9 protein-coding genes and 1 pseudogene are annotated in these 22,554 nt (G+C 53.0%); 7 read left to right on the top strand and 3 right to left on the bottom strand.

Going from position 1 to position 22,554, the window contains the following annotated elements:
- Nucleotides 1-36: 36 nt before the first annotated feature.
- Both PGR91_RS02015 and PGR91_RS02020 read right to left on the bottom strand, forming a co-directional pair.
- Nucleotides 37-1,986 carry a RagB/SusD family nutrient uptake outer membrane protein gene (locus tag PGR91_RS02015; protein ID WP_055202765.1) on the bottom strand — a complete coding sequence of 650 codons (1,950 nt, stop codon included), beginning with the start codon at nt 1,984-1,986 and terminating at the stop codon, nt 37-39.
- 18 nt (nt 1,987-2,004) lie between these two features.
- Nucleotides 2,005-5,280, bottom strand: a complete 3,276-nt coding sequence (locus PGR91_RS02020) for a SusC/RagA family TonB-linked outer membrane protein (RefSeq protein WP_259336693.1) — start codon at nt 5,278-5,280, stop codon at nt 2,005-2,007.
- Nucleotides 5,281-5,599: 319 nt separating this feature from the next.
- On the opposite strand from PGR91_RS02020, the pseudogene PGR91_RS13555 reads away from it, so the two are divergent.
- The 7 genes and pseudogenes from PGR91_RS13555 to PGR91_RS02050 all read left to right on the top strand — a co-directional run.
- Nucleotides 5,600-5,761, top strand: a pseudogene (locus PGR91_RS13555) (two-component regulator propeller domain-containing protein); the annotation flags it as partial.
- Between the two features lie 105 nt (nt 5,762-5,866).
- Nucleotides 5,867-9,712, top strand: a complete 3,846-nt coding sequence (locus PGR91_RS02025) for a two-component regulator propeller domain-containing protein (protein ID WP_259336694.1) — start codon at nt 5,867-5,869, stop codon at nt 9,710-9,712.
- A 189-nt stretch (nt 9,713-9,901) separates the two neighbouring features.
- Nucleotides 9,902-11,707, top strand: a complete 1,806-nt coding sequence (locus PGR91_RS02030; protein ID WP_259336695.1) for a hypothetical protein — start codon at nt 9,902-9,904, stop codon at nt 11,705-11,707.
- 38 nt (nt 11,708-11,745) lie between these two features.
- Nucleotides 11,746-13,554, top strand: a complete 1,809-nt coding sequence (locus tag PGR91_RS02035) for a hypothetical protein (RefSeq protein WP_118655519.1) — start codon at nt 11,746-11,748, stop codon at nt 13,552-13,554.
- A 27-nt stretch (nt 13,555-13,581) separates the two neighbouring features.
- Nucleotides 13,582-15,402: a hypothetical protein gene (locus tag PGR91_RS02040; RefSeq protein WP_259336696.1), complete on the top strand. Its 1,821-nt coding sequence runs from the start codon at nt 13,582-13,584 to the stop codon at nt 15,400-15,402.
- Between the two features lie 77 nt (nt 15,403-15,479).
- Nucleotides 15,480-17,294, top strand: coding sequence for a hypothetical protein (locus PGR91_RS02045; protein WP_228385739.1), 1,815 nt, complete (start codon nt 15,480-15,482; stop codon nt 17,292-17,294).
- 17 nt (nt 17,295-17,311) lie between these two features.
- Nucleotides 17,312-20,569 (top strand): glycosyl hydrolase, encoded by a 3,258-nt coding sequence (locus PGR91_RS02050; RefSeq protein WP_118655521.1) that lies wholly within the window; start codon nt 17,312-17,314, stop codon nt 20,567-20,569.
- A gap of 95 nt (nt 20,570-20,664) precedes the next feature.
- On the opposite strand, the gene PGR91_RS02055 is transcribed toward PGR91_RS02050, so the two are convergent.
- The gene (locus tag PGR91_RS02055; RefSeq protein WP_118655523.1) at nt 20,665-22,488 is read right to left on the bottom strand and encodes a hypothetical protein; all 1,824 of its coding nucleotides are present in this window, start codon (nt 22,486-22,488) and stop codon (nt 20,665-20,667) included.
- Between the last annotated feature and the right edge of the window lie 66 nt (nt 22,489-22,554).

Consider the following 22,554-nt stretch of genomic DNA (forward strand, 5'->3'; position numbering starts at 1 on the left):
TATTTATCATTTAATCGTTTACACAACCCGTAAATACTACCATCCGGGATTTTGCCATGCATGTCCGGTCAAAGTTTCCAACCGATTCTGATCGCTCAACGGAATGGGCACCCACAACCACTTATTGGAATAACAACGGCGGGGAGAGTTCCGAATATGCTTACGAGTGTAAGTATACATCGGCTTACCTTCCTTATCATCGCCCAACCATGAAATCTCCATAGCCGTCGGCCACTGATAATCCGACATATCTCCGTCGGGCCTCTGCCAACGACGCATATCGTCCAAACGGGTATCCTCCATCGCCATTTCGACACGGCGTTCATGTTTCAGATACAACAGAGCTTCGTCCTGCGTAAGACTTGTCGGCCAAGCCGGCATCCCCGCGCGGTCTCTGATTTCATTGACCAACGTCATACCTTCCTGGATATGACCGGCATTAATAGCGCATTCGGCAGTATTCAGAATAATTTCGGCCAAACGGAAAATTTTATACTTTACACTACCGCCTGCGTTCTCTCCTTCGGACGGCTTCAAGTATTTATTGAGATAGTAACCGGTACGCGTTCTCTGACGACGACTGCTATGGATACCGGTGTAATCGTCTTCCTTATTCGTCCAGATCGTTTTGGAACGGATGGCATTTCCGACATAATGAACTCCCGAACGACCGTCGATCTCTTCGTTTTTCCAGAAGGCGGTACGAACACACTCATTGTAAACGACCGTTACGTAGAAACGCGGATCCCTGTCCCCATAAGGATTCGAAACCTGATCGAAAATCGTATTTTCAGGATTAAAATTCGGTTTCAAATGCGTATTATCCCGGTAAGGCAACGCCAAATCGACAACCGGATAACTTTCCAAGGCAGTACTGCTGTTGTATTTTACATTTTCATACTGATCGACCAGTTCCTGCGTCGGCGTCAATCCGCACTTATAATATCCCTGGAAACCGATTCCGTTGATAAACCACATATCACCGCGGGCGCCACGATCTTGCCAAATCGTCTCCTTATCGTTCGGATTCGCATCATAACTCAATGTTGAACAGAAATATTCATGCATTGCCGCCGCAGCGTCGGAACCTTTTTTCCATTTCACCTGCCCTTTGGTAGCGAATACATCGTATTCGGACGGATTCTTGCACGTTTTATAAAGTTCATAGCTGTTCTCACGCAAACTAGCCAACGCTTCCTTATTGATCTGATAGGCCTCTTCCCAAGTCATCGCATCCAGCGCATTCGTCGCGTTCAGCGGGCTGGCGGCATAAAGCGAATAACGGGACTTAAGAGCGCAAGCCAACGCTTTCGTTACCCGGTTCGATTCTCCGCCGGTAGTAATTCTCCAAGGAACTGCCGGTTCCGCCAGCGCCGAATCGCAATCGGCAATGATAGACTCGACCAACTCACGGTAAGTAGATTTAATCGCATATTGTTCAAAATCATCCGTATAAGCAGTGGCAGTCTTTATAAGCGGAGCCATCGAACCGAAATAACGAATCAATTCCGCATAGAAATAAGCCCGCAACAAATAAGCCTCGGCTTTCCAACGGGCGCGGTTCTTCTCTTCGGTAACCGTTGCCGAATCGATATGAGTCAAAAAGATATTGCATTTACGCACGCCTTCATACAGATTGCCCCAACTGATATTACCGCTTCTTAACAACGGATGGTTGCTGGCCGAAGCCACTCCATTATAAGCCTGAGCCGAATATAATCCCGTTTCTACTTCTGCGTCCGCATCCCACGCATCATCCGACATGGCAACCGGAGTATTGGTAGTAAAATACCACTGTCCGATTCCTTTGTCTGTAACATAACTTCCACTGTAAATAGCATTCAGGTAAGCCCCGACTCTATCGTTATCCTTCCATATCGTGGACATGTCGATGTAACCAGCCGGAGCCATATCCAAAGCGTCCGAGCACGAACTCAATGCAACGACCGACGCTATAGCTGATAAAAATATATATTTCACTTTCATAATGAGAATTTTAGTAGCTTAGAATGTTACGTTAAATCCAAAGTTGAACGTCTTCACGATAGGATAACCGATCTGGTCCGTTTGTTCGGGGTCTGTCGTACTTGTTCTCAGACGATCCCACGTAACCAGGTTATCACCGCGGAAATACACTCTCAATTTATTAATACCGATTGCACGCAGAGCATTCGACGGCAAAGTATAACCCAATTCGATTGCTTTAAGACGGATAAAAGCACGGTCCATTACGAAGAAATCATTTTGGATCTTCGAGCAGGTTTCTCCGGTAGACAATCTCGGATAAGTGATCTTCTGCCCGGCAGCATAACGTTCGGCGGTCCAAGCGGTTTTGTGATACTTGAAGAAAGTACCCTGATAGATGTTCTCGTACACACCCTGACCGCTGTAATAGCTCGAATATTTACCTACCCCCTGAAGGAAGACCGTAAAGTCGAACCATTTGTAATTAAGAGAAACGTTGAGACCGTAAGATACGCGCGGCACTTTCGTGTAACCGATGGGCACCCGGTCTTTTTCGTCGATGATTCCGTCCCCGTTCTGGTCGATGTACTTGAAGTCGCCCAACTGGGGAGCCGTAGAAAGGTTGTAAGTAATTCCCTTGTGTTCGACGCCGTTCTCGTCTACATATCCTTCCGTATACTTGTCCAATTCTTCCTGAGTATTGAAATACCCGTTGCCGTTGCTCCAGTCGATCTTGTAACCGAAAGTCTGATCGAGCGACTGCCCCGTAGTACGGTACTTGTAATAATAACCGTCCGCATAAGGCACTTCATCCCAGAATTTCACTTTATTGTGGTTATAACTGAAATTACCCTTTACAGAGAGGAACAGATCCTTGTTGAAAGACTTGTTGTAGTTAATTTCGAGTTCATAACCCGAGTTATCCACCACGCCGAGGTTCAAGTAAGGCCACTGGGGCACACCCGCAAACTGCGGAGCCATTCCCTGGGTCTTCAGGATCTTCGAACGCTGTTCGATAAAGTAGTCGAAAGTAATCGACCAATCGCTCCACAACTGGAGATCGATACCGTAGTTCTGTTTCTTGGAAACCTCCCACTGCAGGTTGTAGTTACCCGGACGATTCTCATAGATCGTACCGTAACCGCCGACGGCAACGCCGCCACTTGAAGAATAAGTATGATTGCTCAAATAAAGGAAACGGTTGTCTCCGATCTTATCGCTACCTACTTTACCGTAAGAAGCTCTCAACTTCAAATTGGTGATGACTTTATTGCCTTTCAGGAAATTTTCATTGGAAACAACCCAACCCACTGCAAAAGAGGGGAAGAAACCGAACCGATTTTTCGGAGAGAACTGCTCGGAACCGTTGTAACCCATATTGGCGTCTAACAGATAACGGTTATCGAAGCCGTAAGTAACGCGGGCAGCCATACCCATCATATTATAAGGCATGTTAAGCGGAGCGCCGTTGGTTTCCCAAAAATCACGCTGTACCAAAATCATGGCGCCTACGTCGTGCTTGCCAAAAGTTCTGCTATAATTCAACGATCCCTGCAGGTTGACCGTATAATTGGTATAACCGCTCTTGCTCAGGCTCAACGTACCGTTCAATTCGCGGTCGGCCGCAAAATAGATCTGGTCGTTATCTTCATCAACCGAAGTTGCGAAAGACATTTCCGTAATGTCGCCGCCCAGAATCGTATTGGCTACGGCATCGAACGAAGCCATACCTTTCAAAGACAAACCTTTGGTGATAAAGGTCATATTCCACTCGCCTCCGATAGACGCATTCAGGTTCGTTCTGGTTTCATCCCGGTAACCTTTACGGTTTACGGATTCGAAAGGCGAACGGTCGGTTTCGACCGGACGGATCACTTTATCCGGAATTACATCGTAGCCCAGAGACGCATCGGGAGTGGTAGGACCTACGGTCATCGGCTTCATACCTACCGTACAGTGGATAAGGTCACGGATCATCCATTTATTGTCTCCGCCGTAAGTCGTAGTACCGGGCATGCCCACTTTTTCAATGTAGCTACCCAAATTCAGGAAAGCCTTGAAGTTCTTCGTGATGTTATAGTCCAAGTTCGAACGGAAGCTGTAACGGGTCATCCTTGCCTGAGGATCGTAGCCGAGCTTGCTTTTCGGTTCCGTATGCAAGTTACCACCCTGATGCAAATAGCTGGCATTTACAAAATATTGCAGCTTTTCGGTACCGCCGCTGATATTGATGTTCACACGACTCTGAGGCGACCATTTTTTGAAAATTTCACGATACCAGTCGTGGTTAGGATACATATAATGCCTTCTGGCCGCTTTCAATGCATAATCCGGATCGTTCGGATCCAGCCCCATCAACGGATTCAACGAACGGGAAATCATCTTTCCGGAATATTCTTCGTTCATACCGTCGTTCCGGTTCGCTTCGTTACGCAAAGTCATAAATTCCCACGAATCAACCCTTTCCGGCTCGCGCGTGAACGCCTGGAAACTCTGGTCGAAAGAGATATCCAACTTAGTCTGTCCTACTTCGCCACGCTTGGTCGTGATCAGGATCACACCGTTCGCGCCACGCACACCGTATACGGCGGTAGCCGCGGCGTCCTTCAGCACGGAAACCGTAGCGACCTCGTTTGCATCCAACGTACGGATATTGTCACGAGGCACACCGTCAATCAGGATCAGCGGTCTCGTACCGTTCGTAGTGGAAGCCCCACGCAGATACAGGTCGGCATCGTCGAAACCCGGCTGAGAACCACCGGACTGCAACGAGGTCAGACCGGCCAGACGTCCGGCCAACGCGTTGGCCAAGTTCGGCGAAGAACTCTGACGAAGTTCCTTGCTGTTAACCGACGATATGGAGGCAACCACGGAAACTTTCTTCTGAGTCCCGTAACCGACCACGACTTGCTCTTCGAGCTGCTGAGAATCGCTTTCCATCTTCACGTTGATCGTGGTACGAGCGCCAACTTTCACTTTCACTGTCTTATAGCCCAGATAGCTGAATGTCAACTCGGCTCCCGAGGGAACTTTGATCGTAAACTTACCGTTCACGTCGGTCACCACGCCGTTCGACGGACTCGAAGTAACCGTCACACCGATCAGGGGAGTGCCATCCTGATCCTGAACGGTACCTGAAACAGTCTGAGTTCCAGCCTGCATAGACTCCGAAACTTCAGATAGGCTCCCATTGCCAGAGAAAGCCGCGTATGGAACTGCCGACAACAAAACAACCAGGCTCAGCACCTTCGCACTGACCAGATTGCGTCCTGTTGCCTTCATCCATGTCTTGAAGTAAAGTAATGTTTTGTTCATAGATAAAAATTTAGGTTTAATTTTCTTGTTTTACCAAATTTTCCCCGCGTATTTTTATAGAAAATTCCGATAGCACGAAATTCTACAAATATTAGCTAATAATAGACTCATTTGTTTCAATTTTTTTCAAAAACTGTTCATTCTTGTACCCATGCGGGCTATATTCATTTAAATTCTGGTCAAAAGCATAATCCATAAAACTCTTATTAACAATAATATATAAAAGGATAAAATGTTTTTTGAAACAAAAACGAAAAAATTATCAAAGAATGATTATTTTTGTGCTATCAAGAATATGAAATTGCCGAAACCTTCAACGATGAATTGCAGATACATTTTATTATTTACGTCCGTTTTTGCTTTTATAACGTCAAAAACGGATGTAAAAGCCCAACAAAATTTTCATTTTTCACCCCGGATCTCAAACCTTCAGATACGGGATATCTGTCAGGATTCCCTGGGGTATCTCTGGATTGCGACGGCCCGCGGTGTAGACCGGTACAACGGCTATGAATACGCGCAATTATTCCGGGACGAATCGGCTCCCGAAACGTCTATCCAATCCAGCCGGATCAACAGGTTGCATTTGGACAAAACGGGAAATCTATGGATAGCGACATCCAGGGGATTAAGTAAATACGATCTAACCATCGACAAAATAACACCCTATACCATCAGTAACGGACAAGACGAATACTTCGTAACCGATCTCGCCGAAGATTCCACCGGTAATTTATGGATCGCGACTTACAGCAACGGAATTCTCAAAATGAACCGCACGACGGGCATTTTGTCTCCGATGCCCCTCCCGTTCGGCAACCGGGCTTCCCAACGGGCGCATACCCTGTTTATAGACGACTTACAGAATCTATGGATCGGATACTCTACCGGATCGGCGCTCGGCAGATACAACATCGACGACCAGACGGCAGAATTGTACACGCTCCCGGATTATATCGAAATCAACTGCCTGTCCAAATTCGGCGATTCACAGATATGGATAGGAACCGACCAGGGAATACTCGCTTACAGTATCAAAGGAAGGAAACTGACCTCCGTTCCGCCATCCATACGGAAACACCCGGAGCTATCTGCCGCAAAAATAAACAGCATTAAACTGATAGACAAGAATAATTACATCATCACATCAACGCATTATGCATATAAATATTGCATCAGTACAGGCGAAATAGCCGTCATCCCGGTAAAAAGCGAAAAAAACGATCAAAACAACGACATCACCTGTGCATTGAAAGACAAGCAGGGAAATCTATGGCTCGGGACTTTCGAACAGGGCATCGTCAAAGTCAACGCCGCGGAAAATACGTTCAACCATCCGGAAATATCTTCGGTCACACTGAACGGGAAATCGGTAACCGTCGTTTGCGAAGACAAAAGGTTCGGCCGGATCTGGTTCGGCTCCAAATACGACGGACTCTATTGCTATTCGAAAAACGGTTCCGTAAAAAATCTCACAAAGAACAACCATCCTGCATTGGCTTCAATCCGCAACAACTCGATACGGGCCCTGTTTTGCGACTCTCAAAACAGGATATGGATCAGTACGGGACGTAACCTGATCGTGGGACAGCTCAACGCGTCCGGATTTTCGGAAATTACGACGCTGCAAAATTTCGGGCCGATCACGGCGATCGGACAGGATCTGTCGGGCAATATCTGGGCGGGGGGATTCTCCGGACTTTATTTTTTCGGTCAAAATGTGACGGCCGAGCCTTCGCAGGTCGTAAAAAATGTGACGGTCACCACGATCCAGCCCTATAAAGCCGATCAGATCGTTTACGCCGCCTACGGGCAAAATGTTTTCACGATCGATCACCGCGATTTCGAACCGGAACCGTTGATCCCGGAGGGTCAGTTCGCCAACATGCACGCGTTGAACGCATGTACCGATATCCGCCGATCCGAAAACGGCTCCCTATGGATCGGAAGCTACAACAAAGGGCTGCTCGAATACGATCCGAAAACACGGAAAATCACAAAGTACACCTACACGGAGGGACTTCCGAGCAACGACATCCTGGCCCTGACCGAAGACGGAAACGGACGTATCTGGCTCGCCACCTCCAACGGGCTGTCACGGTTCGATCCCAAAACGAAACGGTTCCGTAATTTCAACGAAACCGACGGACTGAACAACACCCAGTTTTTCGAACGAGCGATGCTGACCGCATCCGACGGGCTGATCTACATCGGTGGAAATTTGGGAACCGACTGTTTCAATCCGAACGACGTCAAGCAAAACGGATACCATCCATCCGTCGTATTGGAAGACATTAAGATTCAGAACCGGAGCGTCACTCCGGGCGGCAAGCACGCTCCGATCGGCAAAAGCATCGCTTACGAGCGGAAGATCACGTTGAACCACTGGCAAAATTCATTCAGTATCGACTACGCAGGCATCGACTACAATTACTCGGACAAACTTCGTTATGCGTATAAACTGGACGGTCTCGATAAAGACTGGGTAGAGGCGGGAAACAACAAGCGGGCCTCTTATGCGAACGTTCCGCCGGGAGAGTACCGGTTCAAACTCAAAGTGCAGAACGGGGACGGGGAATGGAGTCCGGAAACCGGGATCGATATCCGGATAAAAGCTTCCCCATGGCTGACGGGCTGGGCCTACGCCCTGTATATCCTGCTGGTTCTGGCCTTCATTATTACGGTCACCAAGCTGTATTTCAGGACGAAATACAATAAAAAAGCGCTCGCCCTCTCCGAAAAACAGCGACTCCACGAACAGGAGATCAACCAGCAGAAAATCGACTTTTACGGAAACATCTCCCACGAATTACGGACTCCGCTGACCCTGATCAACGGAAACATCGAACTGCTGGCGCATGGCGCGCTGAACGAAGACAACGAGCATAAACTGATAACGACTCTGTCCTACAACTCCAACCGGCTGCTGCGACTGGTCAACCAATTGCTGGATTTCAGCCGGATGGGTAACGAAACGATCCCGTTGCACATCATGCAAACGGATATCGTGCCGCTCATCCGGAATGTGGCCGGCTCGTTCCGTTTCAGCGCCCATACCAAAGAGATCGATTATTCGCTGCACCTGACGGAAGACTCCCTGCAAATCTACACGGATGAAGACGTGCTCGAAAAAATACTGACCAACCTCGTTTCGAACGCGGTAAAATACACTCCCCGGCAAGGTCGTATTTCGATCGACTTTCGGAAAATCGACCGGAACACTGCGGTCGACCGGTATCCCGAATTTGACGCCCCCGGTTCCGAATGTCTGGAGTTTCGAGTCGTGAACTCCTGCAAAACAATCGATCCGCAGCAATTGGAACACATCTTCGACCGGTTCAGGCGGTTGGAAAATACGGAAAGTACGGAAGAGACTCCGGGAAGCGGCATCGGCCTCCACTACACCAAAATGCTCGTCTGCCGACAGAAAGGATCGATAAAAGCCGTCTTCTCCGAAACGGAAGGTCTGATTATGAGTTTCGTGATCCCAATCGGTAGAGAGGCGTTCCCGGCCGACGAAATTTTCGAACAGCAGACGCCCGGAAACCTTCCTGAAAATACAAAATCCGACGGAGCGGATTTCGACACGCCCGTCGTTCAAACGCCCTCGCCCCCCAAAGGACGCACGATACTGATCGTGGAGGACGACCCGCAGATTCACACGCTGCTGCACGAAATTCTGCACATCGAATACGATCTACTGCACGCCTATAACGGAACGGAAGGCGTCCAGATGGCCAGGGAACAGATGCCGGAAATGATCATCAGCGACATCCGGATGCCCGAAATGGACGGGATCGCCCTGTGTAAAACCATTAAAAACGATCCGCAACTCAGCCATACCATTTTCATCCTGCTGACGGCCAAGAACCGGATCGAAGAGCGGATCGAAGGATACAACTGCGGCGCCGACGCCTATATTAACAAACCGTTCCGCGCCGACCACCTGATTTCGGTCATCCACAGCCAAACGAACAACAGGGACCGGCTGAAAGCCTATTTCAGCGACAAAGGTCTGCACGCCGAGCAGGAGGAACCTTTCGGGGACAACGACCGGATACCGGGAAACCTGCCGGAGATCGACCAACGTTTCATGGAAAAATTGCATTCGTTCATCGACAAAAGCATCGAAAATCCGGATATCAACATCAACGTGATCGCCGTCGAATTGGGTTTCAGCCGAACCAGTTTTTACCGCAAAATGAAAAGCCTAACCGGCCTGGCTCCGAACGATTACGTCCGGAATTTCAAAATGAAAAAAGCGGCCAAACTGATCCTCGAAGGAAATCTGAGCATCGCCGAAATTTCCGACCAGACCGGATTCGGCACACAGTCCCATTTCTCGACCGCATTCAAAAAATATTTCGGGGTGAGTCCGAAAGACTACAAAGAGAAATGGAAGGAAGAGCACAAACGATCCCATGCGAAATAATTTGCAAATAAAACGCATAAACCGCCGGGAAAGTCTGAAAAATTTGTTTACTTTGTCTTTATTGAGGTATTTGTAGCTCAAAATATACGTAACAGGACGATTTTTGCCTGCAAACGCAGACCGTTTTCAGGCAGAAAATGTTGTGTTTGCAACAAAAACCAAACCGATCGGGTGTCCAAACGACTGATTATGAAAACCTATCTGCTTTGTGTCACGCTATGCGCGGGAATCTGTCTCGCACTTGCCGGCAACACGGCGGCCCAATCCGTAAACAGCGATTTCTGGGCGGCGACCGATGCGCTCGGACGCAAAGTTCGGGAATACGGGGAAACCGGGGAACGCAAAAAAGATAAGTTCGTCGCCATGTTCTACTGGACGTGGCACATCTACGACATGCCCCCGGGCAGCCAGGTCAACAACACGACCGAGATACTCCGCGAACACCCGGAAGCGATCCGCTCGTTCGACGATCCGGCCTGGAATAATCCGGGCCGGTACTACTGGGAGCAACCCCTTTTCGGATACTATAAAACGACCGACCCGTGGGTGTTGCGTAAACACGCCGAGATGCTGGCCGACGCAGGGATCGACGTCGTTTTTTTCGACTGTACGAACCTGACACTGACCTGGAAAGAATCCTACGACGTACTGATGGAGGTATGGTCCGAAGCGCTAAAAGACGGCGTCAAAGCCCCGAAGATCGCATTCATGCTGCCGTTCGGTTCGCCGGAATACGGCGGCCCGCAGTTGCACATGCTCTACGAAGACATCTATAAACCGGGACGGCACCGGGAACTGTGGTTCGTCTGGAAAGGAAAGCCGTGCATCATGGCACGGCCGGAAGACCTCGGCGATACGCCTGAAGACCGTGAAATCGCCGATTTCTTCACCTTCCGTCCCGGACAGCCCGACTATGTGAACGGCCCGCAGCGAAAAGATAACTGGGGATGGCTGGAGCTCTACCCGCAGAACGGATATGCGCCGCTACCGGAAGGAGGTTACGAAGAAGTGCCCGTCGGAGTGGCCCAAAACGCCTGTTTCGCCAGCGGAGGCCGTTTTTGCTCTTTCAACGAGCCGGAAACTTTCGGGCGGAATTTCAGTATGCTGAAAGGATTCGACCCGCGCGTGGACGGCTATCTGTACGGATGGAATTTCCAGGAGCAGTGGAACCGCGCGCTTGAGCTCGACCCGGAACTGGTGTTCGTCACCGGATGGAACGAATACATCGCCGGCCGAGTCGCCGATTGGCCGCCCCACAGGCCTTATTATATGGGATTCCCCGATCAGTACGACTGGAATTGCAGCCGCGATATCGAGCCGAACGCCGGATGGGGCGACAAAGGAGACGTATATTACCTGCAACTGGTCGACAACATCCGAAAATTCAAGGGGATGACTCCGCCCGAAAAGGCTTCGGCGCCCCAAACGATCAAGATCGGCAAAGCCGACGGATGGGACGACGTGGCTCCCTACTTCGCATCGTACAAAGGCAATACGATGCACCGGCGGCACAAAGGATACGGAGGAAACGTTTATGAAAATAATTCGGGCCGCAACGACATCGTCGGCGCAAAAGTGGCACGCGACGCCGACAACGTCTACTTCTACGTCGAAACCGCCGACAAGCTGACCCCGGCGACCGACCGCAACTGGATGATGCTGCTGATCGACGTCGACCGCGACAAAACGACCGGATGGAACGGATACGACCTGATCGTCAACCGCACCAGCCCGCACGGTAAAAAAGCCGTGATCGAAAAGAACGTCGGCGGACGATGGGAATGGGAAGCCGTCGGCGAGAGCAAGTTCGCCGTCAACGGCAACAAGCTCGAACTGGCTATCGCAAAACAACTGATGAACCTCACGGGCGACGACGTCGATATCGAATTCAAATGGAACGACAACATGCAGGAAAACGGCAACATCATGGACTTCTACGTCAACGGAGACACCGCGCCCGGAGGACGGTTCAACTATGTTTATACCACGAAATAACCCATTCAAAATCTAACCCTAATAAAATCCAACAAACCATGAAAAACCTAACTTGCCTCGGACTTCTTCTCGGAATATGCTGCCTATGGGCGGCCGGCGCGCCGGCGCAAACCGTCAACAGCGACTCGTGGGCGGCGACCGACGCGCTCGGACGCAAGGTGCGCGAATACAAGGAAGCCGGCGACAAGAAAAAAGACAAACTCGTAGCGATGTTCTATTGGACGTGGCATACCGACTTCGTCGCGGACGGAGACGGAAAACCGGTACAGAATATCACCGAAACGCTCCGGAAATACCCTGAAGCGGCTTTCGACTACAACCACCCGGCCTGGAAGCACGGAACCTGTTTCTGGGAACAGCCCCTCTTCGGCTACTACCGGACGACCGATCCGTGGGTGCTGCGCAAACACGCCGAAATGCTGGCCGACGCAGGAGTCGACGTCGTATTTTTCGACTGTACGAACGGTTCCTACACCTGGAAATCGTCCTACGATGCGCTGATGAAAGTCTGGGATCAGGCCCAGAAGGACGGCGTGAACGTGCCGAAAATCGCTTTCATGCTGCCGTTCGCCCCGCTTCCTGCTTCGCAGGTATCCATCCGGCAGTTATACAACGATATTTATAAGCGGAAACGCTACGAAAACCTGTGGTTCGTGTGGCAAGGAAAACCCTGTATCATGGCTTATCCCGAATCGTTGTTGGACACTCCCTCGGATCGTGAAATCGCCGAATTTTTCACGTTCCGGCCCGGACAACCCGACTACGTGGACGGCCCGAGCCGCAACGACCAGTGGGGATGGCTCGAAAACTATCCGCAGCACGGTTACGTGAAGGGACCCGACGGCAAATTCGAACTGGTTACTGTCGGAGTCGCGCAAAACGCTACCGCCGAGAACGGAGGACATGCTTACGCGTTCAACGCGCCCAAAGCCTTCGGCCGCAGTTTTTCGATGCAAAAAGGATTCGACCCGCGCGTGGACGGTTACCTGTACGGATGGAATTTTCAGGAACAGTGGAGCCGCGCTTTCGAACTCGACCCGCAGATCGTATTTGTTACCGGATGGAACGAATTCACTGCCGGGCAACACGAGAACTGGCCGCCCAGCAAGCCCCATAAACCGTTCGCATTCCCCGACCAGTACGACTGGAATTGCAGCCGCGACATCGAGCCGAACGCCGGATGGGGCGACAAGGGCGACGTATACTATATGCAACTGATCGACAACGTCCGAAAATTCAAAGGCATGACGCCTCCCGAGAAAGCTTCGGCTCCCAAGACGATCGAGATCGGCAAAGCGGGCGAGTGGGACGACGTGGCGCCCTATTTCGCTTCTTACAAAGGAAATACGATGCACCGGAACCACAAAGGACACGACGACACGCACTATACGAACAACACCGGCCGCAACGACATTGTCGGAGCGAAAGTAGCCCGCGACAAAGACAACCTTTATTTCTACGTCGAAACAGCCGACAAACTGACCCCGTCGACCGACCGCAACTGGATGATGCTGCTGATCGACGTCGACCGCGACAAAGCGACCGGATGGAACGGGTACGACCTGATCGTCAACCGAGTCAGTCCGCACGACGGCCTGGTCGTGATCGAGAAGAACGTCGGGAACCGTTGGGAGTGGGAGAAAGCCGGGGAAAGCCGGTTCGCCGTCAACGGCAACAGTCTCGAATTCGCCGTAACGAAGGCCCTGATGGGACTCTCCGGAAACGGGGTAGACATCGAATTCAAATGGAACGACAACATGCAGGACAACGGCAATATTATGGACTTCTACGTCAACGGAGACACCGCGCCCGGAGGACGGTTCAACTACGTATATACCGCGAAATAAATCTTTGCCCGCAAAACGCCCGACCCTATGAAAACCTCAATCAAAATCGGTCTGTCGCTCGGAATGCTCCTGCTGCTGGCAACGGCGGCGGCAGGACAAGCCGTCAACAGCGATTCGTGGGCCGCGACCGACGCGCTCGGACGCAAAGTTCGCGAATACAAAGATGCCGGCGACAAGAAAAAAGACAAGTTCGTCGGGATCTTCTATCTGACCTGGCACATGGGTCGTAACGACACGACCTCGCAAGTCAAAAACATCACCGAAATCGTCCGGCAGCACCCCGAAGCGATGAAAGATTACAACCATCCGGCCTGGGGAACTTCCAAACCGGGCATCTTCTTCTGGGACGAACCGTTGTTCGGATATTACAAGACGACCGACCCGTGGGTGTTGCGCAAACACGCCGAAATGCTGGCCGACGCCGGAATCGACGTCGTTTTCTGCGACTGCACCAACGGGACGCTGACTTATTCGGATTCGTACGAAGCGCTGATGAAAACCTGGGATCAAGCGCAGAAAGACGGCGTAAAGGTGCCTAAAATCGCCTTTTTACTGCCGTTCGGAGCCGTGCCGAACTCGCTCGTATCGCTCAGGCAACTTTACAACGACGTCTACAAACCGGGGCGTTACGAAAATCTGTGGTTCCGCTGGAAAGGCAAACCGTTGATCATGGCCTATCCGGACAACCTGACCGACTCGCCCGAAGACCGGGCCATCGCCGATTTCTTCACATTCCGCCCCGGGCAGCCCGACTACGTAAACGGCCCGTTCCCGAACCGGAACGACCAGTGGAGTTGGCTCGAAATCTACCCGCAGCACGGCTACGTAAAAGGGCCCGACGGCGGATTCGAGCAGGTCTCGGTCGGTTTGGCCCAAAACACTTCGTTCGCATTCAAAGGACATTGCAACGCATTCAACACGAAAGAGACGTTTGGGCGGAACTTCAGTATGCTGAACGGGTTCGACCCGCGCGTGGACGGATACCTGTACGGATGGAATTTTCAGGAGCAGTGGAACCGCGCCTTCGAACTCGATCCGGAACTGGTGTTCGTCACCGAATGGAACGAATTCATCGCCGGACAATGGCTGCCCGAACACGGATGGGACGGCTTCCCGTTCTCGTTCGTCGATCTGTTCGATTCGAATCACAGCCGCGATATCGAACCGAACAAAAGTTGGGGCGACAAAGGAGATGCCTATTACCTACAGTTGGTCGACAACGTCCGAAAATTCAAGGGGATGACTCCGCCCGAAAAGGCTTCGGCGCCCCAAACGATCAAGATCGGCAAAGCCGACGGATGGGACGGCGTGGCTCCCTACTTCGCATCGTACAAAGGCAACACGATGCACCGGGATCACTACGGTTATTGCGACCGCTACTACACGAACAACACCGGCCGTAACGACATCGTCGGAGCGAAAGTGGCACGCGACGCCGACAACGTCTACTTCTACGTCGAAACCGCCGACAAACTGACCCCGGCGACCGACCGCAACTGGATGATGCTATTTATCGACGTCGACCGCGACAAAGCGACCGGATGGAACGGATACGACCTGATAGTCAATCGCACCAGTCCGCACGGAAAAAAAGCCGTGATCGAAAAGAACGTCGGCGGACGATGGGAATGGGAAGCCGTCGGCGAGAGCAAGTTCGCCGTCAACGGCAACAAGCTCGAACTGGCTATCGCAAAACAACTGATGAACCTCACGGGCGACGACGTCGATATCGAATTCAAATGGAACGACAACATGCAGGAAAACGGCAACATCATGGACTTCTACGTCAACGGAGACACCGCGCCCGGAGGACGGTTCAACTATGTTTATACCACAAAACCGAAGTAAGTAAACATTGATAATACAGGATCGACACAGACAAAACAATCACCATCAAAACCTAATTTTAATAAAACCTACAAGAAATGAAATTCTTAACCAAATTTACTGTGGCGCTCGGAACGGTCTGCTTGATCGGTGGAAGCGCTTTCGGACAAACTGTCAACAGCGATTCGTGGGCGGCGACCGACGCGCTCGGACGCAAAGTCAGCGAATACAAGGATGCCGGCGACAAGAAAAAGGACAAGTTCATCGCCATGTTCTACTGGACATGGCATCAAGGCAATGACGACACCACCTATCAGGTGAAGAATATCTCCGAAATCGTCCGCAAATACCCCGAAGCGATGAAGGATTACAACCATCCGGCGTGGGGCGACAAACGTCCGGGCTTTTTCTTCTGGGAACAGCCGTTGCTGGGTTACTACAAAACGACCGACCCCTGGGTATTGCGCAAACACGCCGAAATGCTGGCCGACGCAGGCGTGGACGCCGTATTCTTCGATTGCACGAACGGCAGTCTTACCTGGGAGGATTCGTACGAAGCGTTAATGAAGACCTGGGATCAGGCGCAAAAGGACGGCGTAAACGTGCCGAAGATCGCTTTCATGCTGCCGTTCGGCCCGGCTCCGCACTCGCTGGTATCGCTGCGCCAACTCTACAAAGACGTTTACAAACCGGGGCGTTACGAAAACCTGTGGTTCGTGTGGAAAGGCAAGCCCTGTATCATGGCTTATCCGGACAACCTGACCGATTCGCCCGAAGACCGGGCGATCCGCGACTTCTTCACGTTCCGGCCCGGACAGCCCGATTACGTGGACGGCCCGTTCCCGACGCGCAAAGACCAGTGGAGCTGGCTTGAAATCTATCCGCAGCACGGCTACATAAAAGGGCCCGACGGCGGGTTCGAACAAGTTTCGGTCGGCGTGGCCCAGAACACCTCTCCCGACCGCAAAGGACACTGCGGAGCCTTCAACGTGAAAGACGCTTACGGACGGAATTTCAGCGTACTGAAAGGATTCGACCCGCGCGTGGACGGATATCTGTACGGCTATAACTTCCAAGAACAGTGGAGCCGGGCGTTCGAACTCGACCCGGAACTGGTATTCGTCACCGGATGGAACGAATTCATCGCCGGACAATGGCTACCTGAGCACAGTTGGAACGGCTTCCCGTTCTCGTTCGTCGACCAATACAACTGGAACTGCAGCCGCGATATCGAACCGAACGCCGGATGGGGCGACAAAGGAGACGTATATTACCTGCAACTGGTCGACAACGTGCGTAAATTCAAGGGAATGAACGCTCCTGAAAAAGCTTCGGCCCCCAAGACGGTCAAGATCGGCAAGGCCGACGGATGGGACGACGTGGCTCCCTACTTCGCATCGTACAAAGGCAACACCATGCACCGCGACCACCGCGGACGGTATGACCAGTACTACACCAACAATACCGGCCGCAACGACATCGTCGGAGCGAAAGTGGCACGCGACGCCGACAACGTCTACTTCTACGTCGAAACCGCCGACAAGCTGACCCCGGCGACCGACCGCAACTGGATGATGCTGTTTATCGACGTCGACCGCGACAAAACGACCGGATGGAACGGATACGATTTCATCGTCAATCGCACGAGTCCGCACGGTAAAAAAGCCGTGATCGAAAAAAACGTCGGCGGACGATGGGAATGGGAAGCCGTCGGCGAGAGCAAGTTCGCCGTCAACGGCAACAAGCTCGAACTGGCTATCGCAAAACAACTGATGAACCTCACGGGCGACGACGTCGATATCGAATTCAAATGGAACGACAACATGCAGGAAAACGGCAACATCATGGACTTCTACGTCAACGGAGACACCGCGCCCGGAGGACGGTTCAACTATGTTTATACCACGAAATAAATCATCCATAAAATTTTATGAAAAAAAATCTTTTTAAACTTTCCGCCTGCGCTTTGGCAGGAGCCGCGCTGGCCGCCTGTTGCGGAACAGGGGCGTCGGGTCCGCAACACGTTTCCCACGAAGCGCTCGCTTCGGGATTCGTAACCCCGCCCGACTCGATCCAAACCAGCGTTTACTGGTATTGGATTTCGAACAACATTTCGAAAGAAGGCGTTATCAAAGACCTCGAGTCGATGAAAAAAGCCGGAATCAACCGCGCGTTCATCGGCAACATCGGCCAGGACGACGTACCCTACGGCAACGTGAAAATGCTCAGCGAAGAGTGGTGGGACATCCTGCACGCCGCGCTGAAAAAAGCGACCGAGCTGGACATCGAAATCGGAATCTTTAACTCTCCGGGCTGGAGTCAGTCCGGCGGCCCGTGGGTAAAAGCCGACCAGGCGATGCGTTATCTCGCTTCGTCGGAAACGCGCGCCAAAGGCCCGCAAAAGTTTAACGCCAAGCTCGTACAGCCGACCGACTCTTTCCAGGACGTACGCGTCATCGCTTACCCGGTGCCGAAAGACGACCAGCTCACGCTGAACGCGTCGAACGGGACGATCACCTCGACGCCGAAAGTGGCCGACCTGACGAAAATCACCGACGGCGACCAGAAAAGCGGAATCGCCATCCCGAAGGGCGGCGAAATTACGATCGACCTGAAAGCCAACGCTCCGTTTACGGCGCGCAGCCTGACCGTAAAACCCACCGAGCACCCGTTGGGCGCACAAGGCGAGTTGCAAGTTAAAGAAGGCGACAACTACCGCACGCTGTCGAAATTCGACATCAACCGCACGAATACCGCGCTGAACGTCGGATTCGACCAATTCGCACCGGTGGTCGTATCGATCCCGGCCACGACCGGAACCGATTTCCGGGTAATCATCAAAGGCGCCAATGCAGGCAGCGGCTTGGCCGAAGTGGCTCTGGCAGCCGCTCCGCGCGTAGAACGCTTCAGCGAAAAGACGCTGGCGAAGATGCACCCGACTCCGCTGCCGTACTGGAAAGACTATCAATGGCCGGTACAGCCCGCTGTGGAAGACGCCGCGCTGATGGTAGATCCCGCGAAGGTACAGGACATCTCGCAATACCTGGCTGCCGACGGCACGCTGACATGGGATGTTCCGGAAGGCGAATGGGTAATCCTGCGCATGGGTATGACTCCGACCGGGACGACCAATTCTCCCGCCGCGCCCGAAGCGACCGGTTATGAAACCGACAAAATGAGCCGCGAACACATCGCCAGTCATTTCGATGCTCACATGGGCGAAATCCTACGCCGCATCCCGGCCGAAGACCGCAAGACGTTCAAAGTCGTGGTGCAGGACAGCTACGAAACCGGCGGACAGAACTTCACGGACGGCATGATCGAAGAGTTCAAGACCCGCTACGGTTACGACCCGACCCCCTACTTGCCGGTATACAACGGCATCGTAGTGGGCAGCGAAGAGGCCTCCGACCGTTTCCTGTGGGACGTGCGCCGGATGATCGCCGACAAGGTCGCTTATGATTACGTGGGCGGTCTGCGCGACGTCAGCCATCAACACGGGCTGCATACCTGGCTCGAAAACTACGGTCACTGGGGCTTCCCCGGCGAATTCCTGATGTACGGCGGCCAGTCCGACGAGATCGGCGGCGAGTTCTGGAGCGAAGGCGAACTGGGCGACATCGAAAACCGCGCCGCTTCGTCCTGCGGCCATATCTACGGCAAGACGAAAATCTCGGCCGAATCGAACACCTGCGCCGGCAATTCGTACGCCCGTTACCCGGGCGTGATCAAACAGCGCGGCGACCGTTTCTTCGCCGAAGGTATCAACAACACGCTGCTGCACGTCTACATCACGCAGCCGGACGACCGGCTCCCGGGCGTCAACGCCTGGTTCGGCAACGAATTCAACCGCCACAACACCTGGTTCTCGCAGATCGACAACTACCTCACGTACCTCAAGCGCGCGAACTTCATGCTGCAACAGGGTCTGAACGTAGCCGACGCAGCCTATTTCATCGGCGAAGATGCTCCGAAGATGACCGGCATCGTCGACCCGGCCCTTCCGACCGGCTACCAGTTCGATTACATGAACGCCGAAGTGATCGAAAAGTACATGGACGTGAAAGACGGTAAGATCACGTTGCCGCACGGTACGCAATACCGCATCCTGGTGCTGCCGAAACTCGAAACGATGCGTCCGGAACTGCTGGCCAAGATCAAAGAACTGATCGAGAAAGGCGCCGTCGTGATGGGTCCGGCCCCAAGCCGCTCGCCGAGCCTGCAGAATCAGCCGGCCGCCGACCAGCAGGTGAAAGCGATGGCCGCCGAAATCTGGGGCGACGTGGACGGCGTGAACGTCAAATCGCGCAAACTGGGCAAAGGCATGATCCTAAACGGCATGACGATGGAAGAAGCCTTCGCCACGATCGACTGCATCCCCGACCTCAACATTCCGGAAGGCGCGCCGGTACACTACGGACACCGCACGCTGGACAATGCCGAAATTTATTTCGTAAGCAACCAGAGCGACGAAACGATCGTCGTTACGCCGGAATTCCGCGTAACCGGTATGCAGCCCGAACTGTGGGCCCCGACCACCGGCGTGATACGCAAACTGCCCGCTTACGAGCAGAAACAGGGCGCTACGGCCGTTCCGCTCGAAATGGCTCCGTACGAAAGCATGTTCATCGTGTTCAAGGACAAAGCGGGTGCCGCTTCGTCGACCGACGTGGCAGCCAACTTCCCGGTTCCGGCCCAGATCGCCGATCTGAAAGGCCCGTGGACGGTCGATTTCGCCGACAAGGTACGCGGCCCGCAAGAACCGGTCGTATTCGAATCGCTGACCGACTGGTCGACCAACGCCGACGACAAGATCAAATATTACTCCGGTACGGCCACCTATAAGACCAACTTCAAACTGGACAAAGCCCCGACCGACGAGAACATCCTGATCAACCTGAACGACTTCGTGGCCATGGCCCGCGTGAAGGTCAACGGACAGGATGCCGGCGGCGTATGGACGGCTCCGTATGAACTGGACATCACCGACTTTGTCAAAGAAGGCGACAACGAACTGGAAATCGAAGTGGTAAACACTTGGGTGAATCGCCTGATCGGCGACCAAAAACTGCCCGAAGCACAACGCACGACATGGACGCCGTGCAGCCCGTGGACAGCGGATTCCCCGCTGCAAAAGGCAGGTTTGATGGGCCCCGTCGTTATCGAGAGCGTTACCTACGAAAAATAGACGGAACACTGCCGGATAATCGTTTCCGGAATTAAAAACCGGGTCGGACTTCAGTCCGACCCGGTTTTTTAATGGAACACGCTTTACGAAAACCGTTAGCGATTCTGCCCGGCACGCTCGTCGTAAACAAAATTGAACCGGCCGCCCGGGGCCGCATCGCCGTTCACGTAAAAATCCATGATATTCCCCTCTTCCTGCATGTTGTCGCTCCATTTGAATTCGATGTTCAGCGACTTTCCGAACTCACCGAGCAACGAACGCGGTATCCGAATCTCCATCCGGTTGCCGTCGACGGCATAATCCGCCTCCGCGGCGCGCTCCCAATTCCAGCCGTCGCCGCTATGGCGGGACAATACGGATTTGCCGTCCTGCGGCTTTTCGTAGTTCAGCACGAAATCGTACCCCTCCCATCCGGTCGCTTTGTCACGGTCGACGTCAATGAACAGCATCATCCAGTTGCGGTCGGTCGACGGGGTCAGCTTATCGGCGGTTTCGACGTAAAAATAAACGTACCTGCGATCGCGGGCCACTTTCGCGTCCACGATGTCGTTGCGCCCGGTCGTATTGGTATAAAACATGTTCGCATGACCTTTGTGATTCCGGTGCATCGTATTGCCCGGATAATGCCTGAAATCGGGCGATACGCCGTCCCAACCGTCGAAACGGCCGATCCGGAAGCTCCGGGGCTGCGACACCGCCTGCGACTCCGAAACGCCCTTGTAACGGCGGATATTGTCGACCAACTGGATGTAATAGGCATCGCCCTTATCGCCCCACGCCTTGACCGGTTCGATATCGCGGCTGCGTTCCCAGTCGAACTGATCGGGGAATGCAAACGGATAATAGGGGCGGGCGGGATGCCAGCCGATGTGCTTCCCGGCGATGAATTCGTTCCAGCCGGTAACGAAAATCAGGTCGGGATCGCACTGCAGCGCATAATCCCACTGCTCCTGGATATTCAATCCGTACAGGTAGGCATCCTCGCGGGTATCCTGCCCGCGCTGTTGGGTATAACTGCGCCCGTAAGTTCCCGGCGCATTGAAAGCACAGCAGTGGCCGCCGCTGGCATCGTTCGCATTTTGCGCCACGCAGACCACCATCTCTTCGCAGCCGCCGTCCGGACGTTCGACAAACTTATGCTGCGGATAGGTTTCGAGCCAACCCCACTGGTCGGGACGCCCGGGGCCGTCCACGATGTCGGGTTGACCGGGACGGAACGTGAAAAAATCGCGGATCGCCCGGTCTTCGGGCGAATCGGTCAGGTTGTCCGGATAAGCCATGATACAGGGTTTGCCGTGCAGGTAAAACCAAAGGTTTTCGGCCCGGCCCGGCTTGTAAATATCCTCATAAAGCTGGCGCAGCGAAACGAGCGACCAATCCACAGGCCCGAACGGCAGCATGAACGCAATCTTCGGCACATTCACGCCGTCCCCCTGCGCCTTCGTCCAGACGTCGATCAATACGTCGTACGAAGATTTCCAGGTAAGGGAAGCGTTCGTACAGTCGAAAAACACGACGTCCACACCGGCATCGGCCAGCATTTCGGCATGTTTGCGCAGCACCCACGGGTCGGTCGTCTTGTAATACCCCAGCAGCGGCTCGTCCCAGAAATAAGAATTTCCGCCGATATCCCAGGCGGGGTGGTCGTAATCGTCGATCGCCTCGGGATGTTCGCGGAGAATCTGCGTAATGTTGCCGATCCGCCGGTAGTCGGTAATCGGACTGGTGTGCCACGTCCAGTAAAACATCGCCACTTTGCGGTCGTCTCTGCGGGCGCGGGTCTGTTCCCGCCCGGGCAAAGCGCGGCCGAGACCGTCCGTCGCGGCCCACTGGTCGCTCTCGACCGCCTGTGCGGACGACCTTTCCGACCAAAAAACCAGAGCGGCCGCCACGATACTTATAAAAAATAATTTTCTCATCGTTCTCGAAAATAGCGGAGGGCGGCTATGGCCGCCCTCCCGATTTTACTTTTTTTAAATATCTCC

The sequence above is a fragment of the Candidatus Alistipes pullistercoris genome (genome assembly GCF_027665465.1).
Classification (GTDB): domain Bacteria; phylum Bacteroidota; class Bacteroidia; order Bacteroidales; family Rikenellaceae; genus Alistipes_A; species Alistipes_A hominis.

Coding starts and splice junctions, on each gene's coding strand:
- PGR91_RS02015 (WP_055202765.1), bottom strand. CDS start 1,986: ATGAAAGTGAAATATATATTTTTATCAGCTATAGCGTCGGTCGTTGCA.
- PGR91_RS02020 (WP_259336693.1), bottom strand. CDS start 5,280: ATGAACAAAACATTACTTTACTTCAAGACATGGATGAAGGCAACAGGA.
- PGR91_RS02030 (WP_259336695.1), top strand. CDS start 9,902: ATGAAAACCTATCTGCTTTGTGTCACGCTATGCGCGGGAATCTGTCTC.
- PGR91_RS02035 (WP_118655519.1), top strand. CDS start 11,746: ATGAAAAACCTAACTTGCCTCGGACTTCTTCTCGGAATATGCTGCCTA.
- PGR91_RS02040 (WP_259336696.1), top strand. CDS start 13,582: ATGAAAACCTCAATCAAAATCGGTCTGTCGCTCGGAATGCTCCTGCTG.
- PGR91_RS02045 (WP_228385739.1), top strand. CDS start 15,480: ATGAAATTCTTAACCAAATTTACTGTGGCGCTCGGAACGGTCTGCTTG.
- PGR91_RS02050 (WP_118655521.1), top strand. CDS start 17,312: ATGAAAAAAAATCTTTTTAAACTTTCCGCCTGCGCTTTGGCAGGAGCC.
- PGR91_RS02055 (WP_118655523.1), bottom strand. CDS start 22,488: ATGAGAAAATTATTTTTTATAAGTATCGTGGCGGCCGCTCTGGTTTTT.